At 70.1% G+C, this 19100-nt stretch carries 13 protein-coding genes; 7 read left to right on the top strand and 6 right to left on the bottom strand.

Features of this window, described 5'->3' with window-relative positions; all coding sequences use genetic code 11:
* Positions 1 to 3: 3 nt before the first annotated feature.
* Entirely contained in the window at positions 4 to 933 is a 930-nt protein-coding gene (gene hemC, locus QOZ99_RS06650) for a hydroxymethylbilane synthase (protein ID WP_306889194.1), read from the bottom strand.
* Positions 934 to 996: 63 nt separating this feature from the next.
* On the opposite strand from hemC, the gene tsaD reads away from it, so the two are divergent.
* The 5 genes from tsaD to acs all read left to right on the top strand — a co-directional run bounded on the left by tsaD (position 997) and on the right by acs (position 6240).
* Positions 997 to 2058: a tRNA (adenosine(37)-N6)-threonylcarbamoyltransferase complex transferase subunit TsaD gene (gene tsaD, locus QOZ99_RS06645; protein ID WP_370876806.1), complete on the top strand. Its 1062-nt coding sequence runs from the start codon at positions 997 to 999 to the stop codon at positions 2056 to 2058.
* A complete protein-coding gene (locus tag QOZ99_RS06640; RefSeq protein ID WP_306889192.1) occupies positions 2058 to 3047 on the top strand; it encodes an NAD(P)H-dependent glycerol-3-phosphate dehydrogenase in 990 nt (329 codons plus the stop codon). The genes tsaD and QOZ99_RS06640 overlap by 1 nt, the downstream gene beginning before the upstream one ends.
* 1 nt (position 3048) lies before the next feature.
* Positions 3049 to 3468 carry an EVE domain-containing protein gene (locus QOZ99_RS06635; RefSeq protein WP_306889191.1) on the top strand — a complete coding sequence of 140 codons (420 nt, stop codon included), beginning with the start codon at positions 3049 to 3051 and terminating at the stop codon, positions 3466 to 3468.
* Positions 3429 to 4130 (top strand): class I SAM-dependent methyltransferase, encoded by a 702-nt coding sequence (locus QOZ99_RS06630; protein WP_306889190.1) that lies wholly within the window; start codon positions 3429 to 3431, stop codon positions 4128 to 4130. Before QOZ99_RS06635 ends, QOZ99_RS06630 begins: the two co-directional genes overlap by 40 nt.
* Before the next feature lie 151 nt (positions 4131 to 4281).
* The gene (acs, locus tag QOZ99_RS06625; protein ID WP_306889189.1) at positions 4282 to 6240 is read left to right on the top strand and encodes an acetate--CoA ligase; all 1959 of its coding nucleotides are present in this window, start codon (positions 4282 to 4284) and stop codon (positions 6238 to 6240) included.
* Positions 6241 to 6334: 94 nt separating this feature from the next.
* Here acs and QOZ99_RS06620 read toward each other — a convergent pair whose 3' ends face one another.
* Positions 6335 to 11179, bottom strand: coding sequence for an NAD-glutamate dehydrogenase (locus QOZ99_RS06620; RefSeq protein WP_306889188.1), 4845 nt, complete (start codon positions 11177 to 11179; stop codon positions 6335 to 6337).
* Between the two features lie 253 nt (positions 11180 to 11432).
* Between QOZ99_RS06620 and QOZ99_RS06615 the strand changes: the two genes are divergently transcribed.
* Positions 11433 to 12131 carry an OmpW/AlkL family protein gene (locus QOZ99_RS06615; RefSeq protein WP_306889333.1) on the top strand — a complete coding sequence of 233 codons (699 nt, stop codon included), beginning with the start codon at positions 11433 to 11435 and terminating at the stop codon, positions 12129 to 12131.
* Between the two features lie 72 nt (positions 12132 to 12203).
* Here QOZ99_RS06615 and purH read toward each other — a convergent pair whose 3' ends face one another.
* The 3 genes from purH to QOZ99_RS06600 form a co-directional block, all read right to left on the bottom strand.
* Complete coding sequence (purH, locus tag QOZ99_RS06610; RefSeq protein ID WP_306889187.1) at positions 12204 to 13793, bottom strand: bifunctional phosphoribosylaminoimidazolecarboxamide formyltransferase/IMP cyclohydrolase; 1590 nt, start codon at positions 13791 to 13793, stop codon at positions 12204 to 12206.
* A gap of 127 nt (positions 13794 to 13920) precedes the next feature.
* On the bottom strand, positions 13921 to 15639 hold the full coding sequence (locus tag QOZ99_RS06605) for a heparinase II/III family protein (protein WP_306889186.1): 1719 nt from the start codon (positions 15637 to 15639) through the stop codon (positions 13921 to 13923).
* A gap of 118 nt (positions 15640 to 15757) precedes the next feature.
* The gene (locus QOZ99_RS06600) at positions 15758 to 17107 is read right to left on the bottom strand and encodes an RsmB/NOP family class I SAM-dependent RNA methyltransferase (protein WP_306889185.1); all 1350 of its coding nucleotides are present in this window, start codon (positions 17105 to 17107) and stop codon (positions 15758 to 15760) included.
* A 167-nt stretch (positions 17108 to 17274) separates the two neighbouring features.
* Here QOZ99_RS06600 and QOZ99_RS06595 point away from each other — a divergent pair, with 167 nt between their 5' ends.
* Positions 17275 to 18237, top strand: coding sequence for a glucokinase (locus tag QOZ99_RS06595; protein WP_306889184.1), 963 nt, complete (start codon positions 17275 to 17277; stop codon positions 18235 to 18237).
* An 18-nt stretch (positions 18238 to 18255) separates the two neighbouring features.
* Here the strand turns inward: QOZ99_RS06595 and QOZ99_RS06590 are convergent, their stop codons facing one another.
* Entirely contained in the window at positions 18256 to 19014 is a 759-nt protein-coding gene (locus tag QOZ99_RS06590; protein WP_306889183.1) for an RluA family pseudouridine synthase, read from the bottom strand.
* Positions 19015 to 19100: the final 86 nt, after the last annotated feature.

Genomic DNA, 19100 nt, shown 5'->3' with positions numbered 1-19100 from the left:
CGTTCAGGCGGGAAGCAGGTCGGGCGGCACCAGAGCGCGCATCTCGCGCCCGGCGGCGAGGCCGAGTTCAAGCGCCCGGTTGACCGGGCCGTGGCGCACCACCTCGTAATATTGCGTGCCGTCGGGCGAGAGCACCGCGCCACGGAAACGGATCTCGTCGCCGTGGATCTGCGCGTGGCCGGCGATCGGCGTGCGGCAGGAACCATCAAGTTCGGCGAGGAAGGCCCGCTCCACGCGCAGCGCCAGCCCCGTGGGGGGGCACAGGACGGGCACCAGCAGCGAATCCACGGCAAGGTCGCGCTGGCGCGATTCGATGGCGACGGCGCCCTGCCCCACGGCGGGCAGGAAATCGGCGGTGTTCAGCACCTCGCTCGCCTTGTCCGCCAGGCCCAGCCGGGTGAGGCCGGCCAGCGCCAGCAAGGTGGCGTCGAACTCGCCGCTCGCCACCTTGGCGAGCCGGGTCTGCACATTGCCGCGCAGCAGCGAGACCTCAAGGTCCGGTCGGAGACGGCGCAGCTGCGCCTCGCGCCGCAGCGAGGCGGTGCCGACCTTCGCGCCCGGCTTGAGGCCGGCCAGCGACCAACCCTCGCGCAGGATCAGCGCGTCGCGCACATCCGCGCGCGGCAGGTAGCCGACCAGATGCAACCCGTCCGGCAGTCTCGTCGCCATGTCCTTGGCCGAATGCACCGCGAGATCGATGCGCCGCTCCAGCAAGGCTTCCTCGATTTCCTTGGTGAACAGCCCCTTGCCGCCGGCCTGCGACAGCGCCCGGTCGGTGATGGCGTCGCCGGTGGTGCGGATGACCTGGATCTCCACCGCCTCCGCCTCCCAGCCATGCGCCTTGAGAAGGGCGTCGCGCACGGCATGCGCCTGCCAGAGCGCCAGCGGACTGCCGCGCGTGCCGAGCCGGAGACGGGGAAGCGATTGCGTCATGAGGTCCTGCGGTGCTAGCGGTTCGCGACGGGGTTCAAAACACTGTCCATCGGCATGGAGTCAATGCGCGATCTTCTTCTGCTCGGGATCGAGACCACTTGCGACGAGACCGCCGCGGCCGTTGTGCGCCGCCGCGCGGACGGCAGCGGCACGATCCTGTCGAATATCGTGCGCTCGCAGACATCCGACCATGCGGCCTATGGCGGCGTGGTGCCGGAAATCGCCGCGCGCGCCCATGTGGAGGTGATCGACACCATCATCGAGCAGGCTCTGCGCTCCTCCGCCGTGAAGCTGGTGGAACTAGACGGCATCGCCGCGGCGGCGGGGCCCGGGCTGATCGGCGGCGTCATTGTCGGGCTCACCACCGCCAAGGCGATCGCGCTGGCCGCCCGCAAGCCGCTGATCGCCGTCAATCATCTGGAAGCGCATGCGCTCACGGCCCGGCTCACCGACGCGGTGCCCTTCCCCTTCCTGCTTCTTCTGGTCTCGGGCGGGCACACCCAGCTCGTCGCCGTCACCGGTGTCGGCGAATATGTGAAGCTCGGCGGCACCATCGACGACGCCATCGGCGAGGCCTTCGACAAGACCGCCAAGATGCTCGGCCTGCCCTATCCCGGCGGACCGGCGGTGGAAGCGGCGGCCCGCGCCGGCGACGCGCTGCGCTTTGCCCTGCCGCGCCCGCTCTATGGCCGGCCGACGCCGGACTTCTCGCTCTCCGGCCTCAAGACCGCGGTGCGGCTGGAGGCGCTGAAGATCGCCCCGCTGTCCGACCAGGACGTGGCGGACCTGTGCGCCTCGTTCCAGGCCGCCGTGGTCGACATTCTCGCCGACCGGGTGCGCTGCGCGCTGCGGCTGATGCGCGAGCACGGGCTCGCCCCGCATGCGCTGGTGCTGGCCGGCGGGGTCGGCGCCAACCAGGCGGTGCGGCGCGCATTGCACAAGGTGGCGGCCGATGGCGGCACACGCCTCGCCGTGCCGCCGCCGGAACTGTGCACCGACAATGGGGCGATGATCGCCTGGGCGGGAGCCGAGCGGCTCGCGCTCGGCCTCACCGACGACCTCGCCACCTCCCCGCGCGCCCGCTGGCCGCTGGAAGACGTGGTCGGGGTCGACTGGGCGGACTGATGCCGGCATCCTTCACCCGGATCGGCATTGCCGGCGCCGGCGCCTGGGGCACCGCGCTCGCCAATGCCGCCGCCCGCGCCGGCCGCGAGGTCGTGCTCTGGGGGCGCGACGCCGACGCGGTGCAGGCGATGCGGGCGACGCGCGTCAACGCGCGGCATCTGCCCGGCGTGGAACTGGCCCCGGCGGTTCGGCCCACCGCGTCGCTGTCCGACCTGTCGGATTGCGAGGCGGTGCTGCTGGTCGTGCCCGCGCAGGCCAGCCGCGCGGTGGCGGGCGCGCTCGGCTCCCACCTCGCGCGGGGCACACCGCTGATCGCCTGCTCGAAGGGCATCGAGCGCGGCACCTCGCTGTTCATGACACAGGTGCTGGCGCAGGCCTGCCCCCACTCGCCCCCCGCCATTCTCTCCGGACCGAGCTTCGCCGCCGATGTCGCCGCCGGCCTGCCCACCGCCGTGACGCTGGCGGCGCGCGACGCCCGGCTGGCCGAGGCGCTTGCCGCGGCGCTCGGCTCTCCCTCGTTCCGGCTCTATCACAGCGAGGATGTGCGCGGCGTCGAGATCGGCGGCGCGGCCAAGAACGTGCTGGCCATCGCCGCCGGCATCGTCGGCGGGCGCCGGCTGGGGGCCAGCGCGGCGGCGGCGCTGATCGCGCGCGGCTTCGCCGAACTGATGCGCTTCGGCAAGGCCTATGGCGCGCGGGCGGAGACGCTGACCGGGCTGTCGGGCCTCGGCGATCTCATCCTCACCTGCTCCACCGCGCAGTCGCGCAACTACGCGCTCGGCCTGTCCATCGGCGAAATCGGCGGCTTCCACCCCACGGGCCGGCTGGCGGAGGGGGCGCTGACCGCCGGCGTGCTGGTGGCGATGGCGCAGGAGCGCGGCGTCGACATGCCGATCGCCCGCGCGGTCGAGGCGGTGCTGGCGGGGCGCAGCGATATCGAACAGGCGATCGGGTCGCTGCTGGCCCGTCCCCAGAAGGCGGAAAGTTGAGATGGCGCACTGGCTCTACAAGTCCGAACCGTTCAAGTGGTCGTGGGACCAGCAGGTCGCGGCCGGGCTGAAGGGGACCCATTGGGACGGTGTGCGCAACCATCTCGCCAAGCAGCAATTGCTCGCGATGAAGATCGGCGACCGGGGGTTCTTCTACCATTCGAACGAGGGCAAGGAGATCGTCGGCATCGTCGAGGTGATCCGGGAAGCCTATCCCGATCCCTCCGACCCCTCGGGCAAGTTCGTCATGGTCGACATCAAGGCGGTGGAGCCGCTCGCGCATCCGGTCTCGCTCGCCACCGTCAAGACCGAGCCGCGCCTGTCGGAAATGGCGCTGATGAAATTCTCCCGCCTCTCCGTCCAGCCCGTGACCGACGCGGAATGGGATATCGTGCTGGAACTGGCGAGGCAGGCCCGGTGAGCGGGGCTGCCGCCGCTGATCCCGCCGCTTTCATCCGCGCGGAAACGCGTCTTCTGCCGGTGCCGCTGGTGCCGGAAATCGTCCTCCACCTCGCCGCCGAATCGCTGCCGATCTGGCAGCGCACCGAGGAGGAACTGGGCGAGATCGGCCTGCCACCGCCCTTCTGGGCCTTTGCCTGGGCGGGCGGGCAGGCGCTGGCCCGGCATGTCCTCGACCATCCCGCCATCGTGCGCGGCAAGCGTGTGCTCGACTTCGCCTCCGGTTCCGGCCTCGTCGCCATCGCGGCCGCCAAGGCGGGGGCGGCGGGCGTCGAAGCGGCCGATATCGACGGATTCGCGCAGGCCGCCATCGCCGCCAACGCTCGGGCAAACGGCGCCGACATCACGGTGATTGCCGGCGACATCATCGGCACCGCCGGGACCTGGGACGTGGTGCTGGCCGGCGACATCGCCTATGAGCGCGACCTCAGCGCGCGCGTCTTCGGCTGGCTGGAGAGCCTGGCGGCGGGCGGGGCGGATGTGTGGATCGGCGATCCCGGACGGTCCTACCTGCCCCATGAGCGGCTGGAGAAACAGGCCGAATATGGCGTGCCGGTGACCCGCGACCTCGAGGATTCCGAGATCAAGCGCACCTTCGTCTGGCGTCCGCGCAGGGGGGCCTGAAGGCCGGCGCGGGACCGTCACGCGGCGCTAGGTGCGAATACATACCGACCAAAGTTAGCCCCGGCCATGCTTGTCGGCCCCCGAGCGGGTCCGCATAATCGTGCCAGAAGCAAGAGTGGCGCACAGCGCCGACCCAAGGGGAAGAAACGCCATGTCCGAGAAAATCTACGACGTCCCGGCGGATTGGGCCCAGCACGCCTATCTGGACGCTCACGGCTACAAGGCGAAGTACGAGGCCTCGGTGCGCGATCCCGACGCCTTCTGGGGCGAGGAAGGCAAGCGGATCGACTGGTTCGAGCCCTATACCAAGGTGAAGAACACCTCCTTCGACCCCGGCCATGTCTCGATCAAATGGTTCGAGGACGGCGTGACCAACGTCGCCTGGAACTGCATCGACCGTCATCTCGACACGCGCGGCGACCAGGTGGCGATCATCTGGGAGGGCGACAACCCTTCCGAGCAGCGCCTCATCACCTATCGCGAACTGCATGACGAGGTCTGCCGCTTCGCCAATGTGCTGCGCAACCGCAATGTCGAGAAGGGCGACCGCGTCACCATCTACCTGCCGATGATCCCCGAGGCCGCCTTCGCCATGCTGGCCTGCGCCCGGCTCGGCGCGGTGCATTCGGTGGTGTTCGGCGGCTTCTCGCCGGACAGCCTGGCGAGCCGCATCCGCGACTGCGATTCCAAGACGATCATCACCGCCGACGAGGGGCTGCGCGGCGGGCGCAAGGTGCCGCTCAAGGCCAATGTCGACGCCGCCATCGCCAAGCTGGCCGATGTCGAGGTCGATCACGTGATCGTGGTCCGCCGCACCGGCGGCACGGTCGATATGACCCCCGGCCGCGACGTCTGGTATCATGAGGCGGCCGATCTCGTGACCACCGAGTGCCCCGCCGCGCATGTGAACGCGGAAGATCCGCTGTTCATTCTCTACACATCCGGCTCGACCGGCCAGCCCAAGGGCGTGCTGCACACGACCGGCGGCTATCTCGTCTACGCCTCGATGACGCATCAATACGTGTTCGACTACCACGAGGGCGACGTCTACTGGTGCACCGCCGATGTCGGCTGGGTCACCGGCCACAGCTACATCCTCTATGGGCCGCTGGCCAATGGCGCGACGACGCTGATGTTCGAGGGCGTGCCGAACTACCCCAGCAATTCCCGCTTCTGGGAAGTGATCGACAAGTACAAGGTCACGATCTTCTACACCGCGCCCACCGCGATCCGCGCGCTGATGCAGTCGGGCGACGCGCCGGTGAAGAAGACCTCGCGCGCGTCGCTGCGCCTGCTCGGCTCGGTCGGCGAGCCGATCAACCCGGAAGCCTGGGAATGGTATCACCGCGTGGTCGGCGACGAGCGCTGCCCGATCGTCGATACCTGGTGGCAGACCGAGACCGGCGGCATCCTCATCACCCCGCTGCCCGGCGCCACGCGGCTCAAGCCCGGCTCGGCCACGCAGCCCTTCTTCGGCGTCATCCCGCAGGTCGTGGACGCCGAGGGCCGCGTGCTGGAAGGCGCCTGCGAGGGCAATCTGGTGATCGCCGATTCCTGGCCGGGGCAGATGCGCACGGTCTATGGCGACCATGAGCGCTTCGTGCTCACCTATTTCTCGACCTATCCCGGCAAGTACTTCACCGGCGACGGCTGCCGGCGCGATGCCGACGGCTATTACTGGATCACCGGCCGCGTGGACGACGTGATCAACGTCTCCGGCCACCGCATGGGCACGGCGGAGGTCGAGAGCGCCCTCGTAGCCCATCCGAAGGTGTCCGAGGCCGCCGTGGTCGGCTATCCCCACGACATCAAGGGTCAGGGCATTTATGCCTATGTGACGCTGATGTCCGGCGTGGAGCCGACCGAGGAACTGCGCAAGGAGCTGGTGTCGTGGGTGCGCCGGGAGATCGGCCCGATCGCCTCGCCCGACCTCATCCAGTTCGCCCCCGGCCTGCCCAAGACCCGCTCGGGCAAGATCATGCGCCGCATCCTGCGCAAGATCGCCGAGGATGAATTCGGCAATCTCGGCGACACCTCGACGCTGGCCGACCCCGGCGTGGTCGAAGACCTCATCTCGCACCGGCAGAACAAGAAACACGAGGCCGCGTGAAGCGGGGGCAGCCGCGACACGTCAATGAGAAGGGCGACCCTCGGGTCGCCCTTTTTTGTTGAGCTGCCGTTTTGTTGCCGGGCCGGCGCGCGCCTCAGCCGCGCACCAGATCCCCGATCAGGCTGGCCGCCACCGACAGCTTGGAGACCGACAGCCCCGAGCCGGCGATCTCGTGCACGCCGTTGCGGGCCCGCTCCACCGCCTCGCCGCGCGCCTGCGCCCAGGCGGTGACGCCTGCCGCACCGCTTCCATGCTCGACGACCACCTCCGCCGTGAGCCGGCGCACCGCCACCTCGAAGGCCGCCAGCGCCCGCTCCAGCGCCAGTCGGTCGTAATAATCGGTCACGACCAGCCCTTGCGCGGCGCCGAGAACGCGGTCGAGCCGGAAATGCAGCCCCACCGCGAAGAAGGTTGCCGCCACATCGCCCAGCGGGGCGTTGGTGCGGTCGGCGATCAGCACGATATCGGTGGCGCTTTCCACCGCCGGCAGCCGGGCGATGCGGCGGGCGAGCGGCTCGGGCACGCCGGCCTCGGTCCAGCGGGCGATGCGTGCATCATGCAGCGCGCGCGTCTCCTCGGGGATCAGCTCGCGCACCACCCCCTTCAGCGCCGCCTCCACCGGCGCGATGCCGAAGGCGTAATGCGCCACCAGTTCATCCAGGCTCTGGCGCAGATCGACATTGCGCAGGAACCAGACGGTGCGGTCGAGCAGCATGTCCTGCACCACCGCGTAGAGATCGAGCTGCACCGCGCCGGGCACAAGCCCGTCCAGCGCGTCGATTTCGCTATTCAGCGCGTTCAGCTCGAAACTGTCGCGCGTCGCCGCGAAGGCCTTGGCGATGGAGCCGATGCCGGCGCCGGTCTCGTCGGCCAGCCGTGCCGCGAAGGCCGGCCCGCCATGGTTGATCATGGCATTGCACAGCCGCGTGGCGATGATGTCGCGGCGCAGGCGATGCCCCTCGATCCCGTCGGCAAAGCGCGCGCCGAGTTCCCGGGGGAAATAGGCGGTGAGTTCGCGGGCGAGATACGGATCATCCGGCACGTCGGTATCGAGCAGGTCGGCATGGGCGGTGAGCTTGGCATAGGCCAGCAGCACCGCGAGTTCCGGCCGGGTCAGCCCATCGCCGCGCCCGCGCCGCTCCTGCAGCTCGCCGTCGCCGGGCAGGAACTCCACCGCGCGGTCGAGCAGGCGGCGCGCTTCCAGCTGCTGCATCAGGCGCTGGTGGAAGCCGAGGTCGCCCACCCCGCGCCGCTGCGCCAGCGAGAGCGCCAGCGTCTGCAGGTAATTGTTGCGCAGCACCAGCTGGCCGACCTCGTCGGTCATCGAGGCGAGGAAGGCCTTGCGGCTCTCGGCGTCCAGCCGGCCCTCACGCACCGCCGGCACCAGCGCGATCTTGATGTTCACCTCGACATCGGACGTGTTCACGCCAGCCGAATTGTCGATGGCGTCGGTGTTGACCCGCACGCCATGCCGCGCCGCCTCGATGCGCCCGCGCTGGGTCACGCCGAGATTGGCGCCCTCGCCGATCACCTTGGCCCGCACGTCGGCGCCCGCGATGCGGATGGCGTCATTGGCACGGTCGCCGACCTGCGCATCGCTCTCGGCCGCAGCGCGGATATAGGTGCCGATTCCGCCGAACCAGAGCAGGTCCACCGGCGCGCGCAGGATCGCGGCCATCACCTCGGCCGGCGAGGCCGAGCTTTTGTCGAAGCCGAGCGCCGCGCGGATGGCCGGGCTGAGCGCGATGCTCTTGGCCGCGCGCGAGAACACGCCGCCGCCCGCCGAGATCAGCGACGCATCGTAATCGCGCCAGGAGGAGCGCGGCAGCGCGAACAGGCGCTGGCGCTCCCTGAGCGAGGCCACCGGGTCCGGGCTCGGATCGAGGAAAATGTCGCGATGGTCGAAGGCCGCCACCAGTTTGATGGTGGTCTCCAGCAGCATGCCGTTGCCGAACACGTCGCCCGACATGTCGCCGACGCCGGCCACGGTGAACGGGCTCACACGGATATCGACGTCCATCTCGCGGAAATGCCGGCGCACCGCCTCCCAGGCGCCACGCGCGGTGATGCCCATCGCCTTGTGGTCATAGCCGACCGAGCCCCCGGAGGCGAAAGCGTCGCCCAGCCAGAAATCGCGCGCCATTGAGATCGCGTTGGCGGTGTCGGAGAAGGTCGCGGTGCCCTTGTCGGCGGCGACCACGAGATAGGGGTCATCCTCGTCATGGCGCACCGTCTCGCCGGGATGGACGATCTCGCTGCCGTCAATATTGTCGGTCAGGTCCAGCAGCGAGGAGACGAACAGCATGTAGGCCTGCGTCCCCTCGGCCTGGATCGCCTCGCGCGGACCCGTGGGCAATTGCTTGGGCACGAAGCCGCCCTTGGCGCCCACCGGCACGATGACCGCGTTCTTCACCTGCTGCGCCTTGACGAGGCCGAGCACCTCGGTGCGGAAATCCTGCGGCCGGTCGGACCAGCGAAGCCCGCCGCGCGCCACGCGGCCGAAGCGCAGATGGATGCCCTCCACCCGCGGCGAATGCACGAAGATCTCGAATAGCGGCTGCGGCAGCGGCATGCCCTCGACCTGGTGGCTGAGAAACTTGACGGCGATCGCCGGCTTCGGCCCGCCATCGGCGCCGAGCTGGTGGAAATTGGTGCGCACCGCCGCCTCGACGAGGTTGGCGAAGCGGCGCAGGATGCGGTCTTCATCCAGGCTCTGCACGCTCGCGAGCGCCGCCTCGATTTCCTCGCGGATCGCCGCCTCGCGGCCCTCCTCCGGGCCGGCATCGAAGCGCGCATGGAACAGCGCGACCAGCCGGTCGACGATGGCGGGATGCGCGTTCAGCGTCGCCCAGAGATAATCCTGGCTGAAGGGCACGCCGATCTGCCGGAGATAGCGCGCCAGGGTGCGCAGCAGCGCGATGTCGCGCCAGCCGAGCCGGGCGTTCAGCGCCAGCGCGTTGAACCCGTCGCTCTCCGCCGCGCCGCGCAGCACCGCCATCAGCGTGGCGTGCAGCCGACCTTCCAGCACTTCCAGCTCGATCTCCCCGCCACCGCGGCGACCGAGCAGCATGTCGTGGACATAGATCGGCGCCACGTCGTCGGGGCTGAGGGTGAAGGTGCGCTCGTCCACGACGACAAAGCCCATCGCCTCCAGCATCGGCACGCGCTCGGAGAGCAGGCGCGGCACCTCGTAGCTCAGCACCTTGAGGGAGATGCGCTCGCGCCCCGGCGCGCCCGGCGGGCGATGGAAATCGACGGCGACCGGATTGGCCGCGCTCAGTCGCTCGATCAGCCTGAGGTCCGCCAGCGCCTGGTCGGGCGTGTAGCTGCCCTGGTAGCCGGCGGGAAAGGCGGTGCCGTAACGGCGGGCGAGCGCATTCGCCTGCGCCGGCGGGAAGACCAGCGCCAGCGCGGCCGCGAAGCCATCGCTCCAGGTGCGGATGATGGCGCCGACGCCATCCTCCAGCTCGGCGCGCCCGACCTCCGGCACCACAGCCCCGGACAGTTCGACGATGAAATGGACACGCGTCAGCGGTCCTTCCATGAAGAGCGGGCGGAAGGCGGCGACCTGCCCGCCGAAGCTGCGCTCCAGCAGCGCGCCGATGCGCTCGCGCACCTCCGAGCCGTAGCGGTCGCGCGGCACGAAGACCAGCACCGAGACGAAGCGGTCGAAGCGATCGCGCCAGGCCAGCACGCGCACGCGCGGATGCTCGTCCAATTGGAGGATGGCCAGCGCGAAGGCATAGAGCGTCGGCGGGTCGATCTGGAACAGGTCGTCGCGCGGAAAGTTCTCCAGCACCTTGACCAGCGCGCGGCCGGAATGGCTCTCGGGCACGAAGCCGGCGCGCTCCAGCACGCCATCCACCTTGCGACGCACCAGCGGAATGGCGCGAACCGATTCGGCATAAGCCGTATTGGTGAACAGCCCGGCAATGCACAGGCCGCCGACGATGCGTCCTTCCCCGTCATAGCGCTTGACCACGACCACATCGATCCAGGCGCGCCGGTGGACCAGCGACAGCGTGCGCGACTTGATCACCACGAGCGGCGACGCCTCGCCCAGCACATTGCTGAGATCCACGCTCACCGCGCGCGGGTCGCTGTCGCGACGGAACATGCGGAACTCTTCGTCCGCCAGCACGCCGCGCGCATCCTTCATGCGGCGATCGAAGACCAACGGGCCGCCCGCCACCTCGCGGGCGTCATAGTGACGGCAGCCGAGAAAGGTGAAATTGCCCTCCACCAGCCATTGCAGGAAGGCGACCGCCTCGTCCGTCTCCTCGCGCACGCCGGCCGGGGCATGGGCGAGATCGGCCAGCGCCGCGCGCACCTGATCGATCATCGGCCGCCAGTCGACGACGGCGGCGCGCACCTGCGCCAGCACCAGCGCGATCTCGCCCGCCAGCGCCGCGCGCGTCGGTGCATCCTCGATGCGCGGAACATGGATGTGAATCAGGCTCTCGCGCCGTGCCCGCCCGCCCGCCGGCGCGTCCGCCGGGGCCAGCCCGTCCAGCGCCCCGGTCGCGTCGCGCTCGATACCGAGAATGGGATGCACGACGAAGGAGGCGCTGAGGCCGCGGGCATTGAGCGCCGCCATCACCGAATCCAGCAGGAAGGGCATGTCGTCATTGACGATCTCGACGACCGTCACCTTGGTCAGCCGCTGGCCGTCGGCGGCGGCCGACGGCGCCTCGACCCGGATGTCGGCCTTGCCGCCGGGAGCACGGCGGCGAAGATGGTCGTGGGCCGCGAGCGCCAGCGCCGCCAGTTCGTGCGAGGTATAAAGTCGCACATCCTCGGCGACCGCCCGCCCGAACAGCCGGCTGGCAAACTGCGTCGGAACGTCGCCATCGGTTGCCTGCAGGATGAGATCGGCCTGCTCGACCAACTGGCGCGCCGCGCGCTCGTCCTCTGTGGAGAGGAAGCCTTCCACGCCCATGATGTCTGTCTCCCGGACCCTGATCCTGCCGATTTCGCAAGCAGCGAGCCTAATTCTGCATCTTATATCATGCAGCACGATGACGGCACAGCATGATGTTGCAATGCGGTCACACGACGGCGCGGCAAGCGCCCGGATTGACCTGTATCAAGCACCGACGCGGGCGCCGGACGCACGGTCAGCCTCATGAACCGGACGATGATCCGGGCTGGGGCCAACTGGGATTTTACCGATGTCGACACGTCGTCCGGCACTGAACATGTTCACCGCCCTTGCGGCACTTCTCGCGCTGACGGTGTCCCCGCTCGCGCTCGTCGCGGCGGCCGCGCCGGCGGCGGCGGCGGACATCGCCACGCCGGTCTACAAGGCGCCGGTGGTACCGGTCGTCGAGGAGTTCAACCCCTGGCAGCTGCGCGTGCGCCTGCTCGGCGTCATTCCCGACGGAGGCGGCTCGGTCAACGGCGTGCCCGGTTCGGATCTCGACTATTCGAGCTCGGTGGTTCCCGAGCTCGACATCACCTACTTCTTCTCCAAGAACTGGGCCGCCGAACTCATCCTCGGCGTGACGAAGCACAATATTGACGGCGCCGGCACGCTCTCCAGCCTCGGCAAGATCGGCGAAACGTGGCTGCTGCCGCCGACACTGACCCTGCAATACCACTTCACCGATTTCGGCAAGTTCCAGCCCTATGTCGGCGCGGGCGTGAACTACACGTTCTTCTTCAATCAGAAGGCCGATGCCGCGGACTCGCTCGACGTGAAGGACACCTGGGGCTGGGCGCTGCAGGCCGGCTTCGACTACATGATCGACGAACACTGGGGCTTGAACGTCGACGTGAAGAAGCTGTTCCTGGAGCCGGATTTCGACGTCACGGTTTCCGGCACGCCGCTCACCGGCAAGGCGGACCTCAATCCCTGGATTGTCGGCGTGGGCGTTACCTACCGCTTCTGAGGGGCGCAGAACGGTGGGGGGAGAGGGCCGGCGCAAGCCGGCCCTTTTTTCGTGACTGCTGATCTTTCCCGCTCAGTGGCGGAAGTGACGCACGCCGGTGAACACCATGGCGATGCCGGCCGCGTCGGCCGCCGCGATCACGTCCTTGTCGCGGATGGAGCCGCCCGGCTGGATCACCGCGGTCGCTCCCGCCTCGATGGCGGTGAGCAGACCATCGGCGAAGGGGAAGAAGGCATCGGATGCCACCACCGATCCCCGCGTCAGCGTCTGCGCCAGCCCGGCGGCGGTCGCCGCCTCCTGCGCCTTGAGCGCGGCGATGCGCGCCGAATCGACGCGGCTCATCTGGCCCGCGCCGATGCCCACCGTCGCCAGGTCCTTCGCATAGACGATGGCGTTCGACTTCACGTGCTTGGCGACGCGGAAGGCGAAGGCGAGATCCGCCAGTTCCTTGGGGCTCGGCGCGCGCCGGGTGACGACCGTCAAGGTCATGTCGTCCACGACAGCATTGTCGCGCGACTGCACGAGCAGGCCGCCCGCCAGCGATTTCACCTGCGTTCCCGCCGCGCGCGGATCGGGCAGCGCGCCCGTCACCAGCAGGCGCAGGTTCTTCTTGGCGCCGATAATCGCGGCGGCTTCCTCGGTCGCGTCGGGAGCGACGATCACCTCGGTGAAGATCTCGACAATGGCGCGCGCCGCCTCGGCGTCGAGCGTGCGGTTCAGCGCCACGATGCCGCCGAAGGCGGAGGTGGGGTCGCAGGCGAGCGCCTTGGCGTAGGCCTCCACCAGGCTGGCCCCCTGCGCCACGCCGCAGGGATTGGCGTGCTTGACGATGACCACCGCCGGACCCTGCGCGGGATCGAACTCCGCCACCGCCTCATAGGCGGCATCGGTGTCGTTGAGGTTGTTGTAGGAAAGCGCCTTGCCCTGCAGCTGCCGCGCGGTGGCGACGCCGGGACGGGCCGCGCCGCCGCGATAGAACGCCGCGCTCTGGTGCGGGTTCTCGCCATAGCGCAGCGCTTCGGCCAGCGTGCCGTCGAAGATGCGGGTGCGCGGCGTGGCGTCCTCTTCGACCTCGGCAAACCAGCGGGTGATGGCCGCGTCATAGGTGGCGGTGCGGGCATAGGCCAGCTGCGCCAGCTTGCGGCGGGTCGCCAGCGTGGTGCCGCCCTGCGCGTCGAGGTCGGCGAGCACGGCCGCGTAGCCCGAGGGATCGACCACGACCGCGACATCGGCGTGGTTCTTGGCGGCGGCGCGGATCATGGCCGGCCCGCCAATGTCGATGTTCTCGACGCACTCGTCATAGCCGGCGCCACGCGCCACTGTTTCTTCGAACGGATAGAGATTGACCACGACGAGGTCGATCGGGCCGATGCCGTGCGCCGTCATCGCGGCCTGGTGCTCGGCATTGTCGCGAATGGCGAGGATGCCGCCATGCACCGCGGGGTGCAGCGTCTTGACCCGGCCATCCATCATCTCCGGGAAGCCGGTGAGGTCGGACACGTCGAGCACCTTCAGCCCGGCATCGGCAAGCGCCTTGCGGGTGCCGCCGGTCGAAACCAGCTCCACGCCACGCGCGGCGAGCGTCTGGGCGAAGGCCACCAGCCCGGCCTTGTCGGAGACCGAGAGGAGAGCGCGGGCGATCGGGCGGACATCGGTGGACATGGCGGCCATTGCTCTTGCGGGGGAACGGGCGGGGTGAACGTGCAGGCTGAACAGGGCGCCGCCCTATCACGTCTGCGCCGCGAGGTGAACCTTGCCGGCCGCAGCCCTGCCGCGCGCCGAGCCGGGTTCACACCCGCGCGGCCCGCATCCGCATGAAGGCCCAGGGCACCCGCGCCGCGATATGGGCGCGCCCGGTGATCACCAGTTGCCCGGTCGAGCGCGGTCCGCTGCTGGAGGCGAAGATGATGCTTTCCTCGATGCTGACCAGATGGTCCGGCGCGGTGAAGGCCCACTGGTCGCCGTCCGGCAGCCGCAGGATCACCGTATGCCCGTCCGCCGCGCGCGCCGGCTGCACGGCGGGGTGGAGGTGGAAGCGGATGGCATAGCGGTCGCGATGCTCGGGCGAGATGGTCTCGCCCTGGGCGATGCGGAACAGGTCCTCGCCATCGAGCCGCAGGCCATCCGGCGACAGGCGCCAGGAGCGCTGGTGAACGAGATCAAAGCGCCGGACATAGCCGTCATGGCTGGCGCGCAGCACATCCGCCCCGCCGCGCTCGCCCCGGTCGACATGCAGTTCCGCCGGCCCCTCGATGACAGGCGAGCCGCACAGCCGGCCGAGCAGGCCGCCGGCAATGAAGCGGCAGGAGGACGCGTCCTCGATCACGGCGGTCGAATGGGCGGCGGTCTGGCGGGCCACCGCGCGCCACTTTTCCCGCCCGGTGGCGGGCATGCCGCAATTGACCACGACGCGGCTGCGCCCCGACGACAGCTCGAAGGAAAGGCATCCCGCATGCGCCTCGTGGCTGAAGGCGATGGGCGGGGGCGCGCCGGTATCGGCGATCACCACCGTGCCGCCGGCCTCCATGCGCTGATAGCCGGAATAGGGCGCGTTCGACACCGGCCGGCCGCGGGCATCGTCATAGGCCGTCACGGTGGCGAGCCAGTCGGCCGGCGTCGGGCCCATGCCGTTGAAATGGGCGAAGACGCCGTCGCCATGCCGGAAGAAACGCAGCATCGGCATCATGCGGTCGATCGCGTTGAGCAGCGCCGGCGGCGGCGGTAGGTGGCGCGCGCCATAGCTCTGGCGCAGCGGCAGCAGATCCAGCAGCAGTTCGGTCAACAGGCCGGGATTGCGGCCGACATGGCCGCCATCGGCCAGCACCTGCCGGTCCAGTTCGTCCGACAGCCGTTTCTGGGCAAAGCGGATGAGCCGCGCCTGATCGGCCATGCACAGGCTGGCGAAGGCGAGGGCGAGAGCGCAATCGAGCCGCGGGCGCCCGTCGCGCACATGCGGCACCACCCGCTTGAGGTAGCGCACCTGCGAGGTGAGGCTGCGGATGAAACGACGGTGGAAGGCGGGATCGGCGTCCTGCAGGATCAACGGCGCCTGCGACAGCCAGTTGATGACGCGCCGCGCGGCGATTTCCGGCGTCAGCGCGACAGGCGCGCGGTGGCCGCGCAGGGTGATCCAGTCACCCACCAGCGCCCGCGCATTGGCCCGCGCGATCGAGGTTCCCGCCGCCTGCATGTGGCGCAGCCAGCCGAACGCCATCAGTTCCTCGGCCCATTCGCGCGAGGGCGGATCGACCTCGAAGGGCGAGGCGCCATCGGTCAGCACCGCCTTGCCGGCAAAGGCGAAGCGGCCGGAATAGAACTCGGTGGCCCGCGTCGGATCCCCGGTGCGCAGGTCATGGGGGGCGAAGATCAGCCGCGAGGGCACCGCGACGGAGCGCGAGCGCCAGGGGTACCAGCGGTGGGCGATCAGCCGGGTGCGCAGGCGCCGCCAGGCGGAATCGAGCACGAACCGCGTCAGCCGGCCGCGGTCCGCATAAATATTGCGGGCCATCAGCGCCTCGTTCCTCGTCGATTCCGGTCGAACTTCTCAGGCACCGAGCGCTCCTCCCGAACGGCCAGCTTAACCAAGCCGAAACCAAGGTCCAACCGCCGCGGTCCGGAAGCCGCTTTCAACCGCGGCGCAGCCGGGCGGCAAAGAAGCCGTCCAGCCCGGCGAAGCGCGGGTCCTCATCGGGCAGATGGACCGGCAGCGTGCGCACCTCGCCTTGCGGATTGATCCACTCGGCGGCGATGCCGCATTCGCCCGGCCGGACGGGGTCGCGGGTGAAATCGGGCCGCGCGGCCAGGAAAGCCTCGACCTGCCGCTCGCCCTCCTCCGGCTCCAGCGAGCAGGTGGAAAACACCAGCAGCCCTCCCGGCCGGACAAGATCGCCGGCATGGGCGAGGATGCGCGCCTGAAGCGCTCCGAGGCTGGCAATGTCGGCCGGCGCCTTGGTCCAGGCGACGTCGGGATGACGGCGGATGGTGCCGGTCGCCGAGCAGGGGGCGTCGATCAGCACGGCGTCGAACGGCCCGCCATTCCACGAGGTGGCATCGGCTTCCACGATCTCCGCCGCGAGATGGAGGCGGTCGAGATTCTGCTGCAGCCGCCGCAGACGCGGGCCGGAGCGGTCCAGCGCCACCACCTCAGCGCCGGTCGCCGCGAGCTGTGCGGTCTTGCCGCCCGGCGCCGCGCACAGGTCCGCCACGCGCTGGCCGGGCCCGGCGCCCAAGAGCCGCGCCGGCAGCGCCGCCGCCGCGTCCTGCACCCACCATTCGCCATCGGCGAATCCGGGCAGCGCGGGCACGTTGCCCGCCTCCGCCAGCCGCACCGTGCCGGTGGGCAGCAACCGCCCGCCCAACCGCTCGGCCCAGCCGGCGGCATCGCCCTTGACGGTGAGATCGAGCGCCGCCTCGCTGGCCAGCGCGCGGGAAATGGCCTGCGCCATCGGCGCGCCATAGGCGTTGGCCCAGCCGTCGATCAACCATGGCGGCTGGTCGGCCACGTCGGGGAGCACCGCCCGGCCCTCGCGGGCGATCCGCCGCAGCACGGCATTGACCAGCCCCTTGAAACCGGCCGTCGACTGATCCTCGCCGGCCAGTTCGACGCTGGTCGCCACCGCGGCATGGTCCGGCACGTCCATGAACAGGATCTGCGCGGCGCCGATGAGCAGCAGCGTCTCCACCCGGCGCGCCTTCTCCGGCAGGGCGCGCTCCAGCATGGAGCGCACCAGCGCGCGCAGGCTGCCGAGACGGCGCAGCACGGTGGCGGCGATCATGCGGGCCAGCGCCCGGTCGCGCTCGTCGAGGCCGCGTGCCGCCCGCTCGATCACCTCTTCGAGCGGGCGGGCTCTTTCCAGCACCGCGTCGATCGCCTCGGCGGCGGCGCGGCGCACGGCGAGGCCCGGCGCCTCGGGAGGCCGGGTGCCGGCGGGAGCGTTCGCGCGGGAACGGCGCGGTGCAGGTGATTTCGTGTTCATCGTCGATGGCACTAGGCCGGCACGCGCGCGAAGGCAACATCGCGATGGCCGCAAGGCGCCCGGAAGGGGAAGGATGACGCCACGTCGCACCGCCTCCCTTGTGAAAGCGGGCAAGATCGTCTCCTATCCTTTCCTCATCCCGAGGCCGTCTCCGCAGCGCTGGTTTCATGTCCCATCTGATCCTGATCGCCGATATCGGCGGAACCTCCTCGCGCCTTGCCCTGGTGGGCGTCGATGGCGTGCCGCGCGATGTCCAGATCCATCGCAATGATTCGTTCGCTGGCTTCGAATCAATGATCGAGGCCGACCTCGCCGCGCGCGATCCGGCCGCCGCCCAGGCGGTGCGCGGCGCGGTGCTGGCCATTGCCGGCCCGGTGGACATCGCCGAGGTGAGACTGACCAATCGCGACTGGGCCTTCACCCGCCCGGAATTAAGCGCGCGCTTCGGCTGGGACCGGCTTGCCGTGCTCAACGATTTCGAGGCCCTGGCCCATGGCGTGCCGGCGCTCGGCGCGGACGACGTGGTGACGATCAATCCCGGCCATGCCGCACCGGATGCCCCCTGCCTCGCCTGTGGTCCCGGCACCGGCTTCGGCACGGCCGCGCTGGTGCGCACGCCGGGCGATGCGACCGTTGTCAAGGGCGAGGGTGGTCATGTGCGGCTCGGCGCCGTCAACGTGCAGGAGGCCCGCCTGCTCGCCCATCTGTCGCGCGCCTTCGGCGGCACGGTGAGCGTCGAGAACGTGCTGTCCGGCTCCGGGCTCGCCCGCGTGCATCAGGTGTTTTCCGGCGATCGGCTGGAATCGCATGCCGTCATCGCCGCGGCGGAGGCGGGCGATGAAGAGGCGCTGGAAAGCTGCCACATCTTCCTGCGGGTATTCGGCCGCATCGCGGGCGACCTCGCTTTGCTGTTCGACGCGCGCGGCGGCGTGTTCCTGGCCGGCGGCGTCTCGGCGGGCCTCGTCCCGCTCTTCGCGGGCTCGCCATTCATGGAGGCTTTCCTGGAGCACCCACCCTTCGATGAGCGCCTCGCCGCGACGCCGGTATCGGTCATCACCCACCCGACGCCGGGCCTTCTCGGCGCCGGTCAGGTCGGTGCCAGCCTGGCGCGGGCTCTATCGGTGGGCTAGAGCGGCCCGAAGACGGCTCTAGCCGAGCTTCGAGAAGGCGATCGCATCGGCCGCGGCTTCCAGCGTGGCGGGGTCGAGGCCGGCGCGCTCCAGCGTCGCCCGCATGTGGCCGGGCAGCGGCGCCCGCACATCGATCGGCGGATGGCCCTGTCGCTGCGGGACCACCACGCGGCGCGCATGAAGATGCAGGATCGGGCCGCCGGGCAGGCGCGAGGCCCCGCCATAGATGCTGTCGCCCAGGATCGGATGGCCGATCGCGTCGAGATGCACCCGCAGCTGGTGCGTGCGGCCGGTGAGCGGCGAGAGCGCCAGCACGGCGAGGCCCTCGCCGGTAGCGATGCTCTCCCATTCGGTGATGGCTTCCTGCCCGCGCGGATCGACCGCCATCCACCAGCCGCGCGTGGGCGAACGCTTGGCCAGCTTCAGCTCGATGCGCCCGCGCGCCTCGCGCGGCACGCCGCGCACCACCGCCATGTAGGTCTTGCCCACCGTGCCACCGGCGAAGGCCTTGCCCAGCTCGGCCAGCGCCTTGCGGTGGCGGCCGAGCACGAGGCAGCCGGACGTGTCCTTGTCCAGCCGATGCGCGAGTTCGGGGGCGCCCGGCAGGCCGAAGCGCAGCGCGTCGAGATGATCGGCCAGCGTCTCCCCGCCCTTGGGACCCTTGTGCACGGCCAGTCCCGGCGGCTTGTCGATGACCAGCATCATGCCGTCGCGATGCAGCACGCGGGCGGCGATGTCGAAAGGGGCGGCCGCGAGGGGGGGATCGGGGAGGCTCATGACGCCGTCACACCACAAAAGCGTCGAGGCGTCGAGACCCCGACCTCCCGCGCATCATCCGCCCGGGTGATGCGCGGCCTCGGCGA

The sequence above is a fragment of the Ancylobacter amanitiformis genome (genome assembly GCF_030814815.1).
GTDB classification, from domain to species: Bacteria; Pseudomonadota; Alphaproteobacteria; order Rhizobiales; family Xanthobacteraceae; genus Ancylobacter; species Ancylobacter amanitiformis.
Note: the sequence above shows the minus strand (reverse complement) of the source record. Positions and strands in the feature narration are given on the sequence as shown.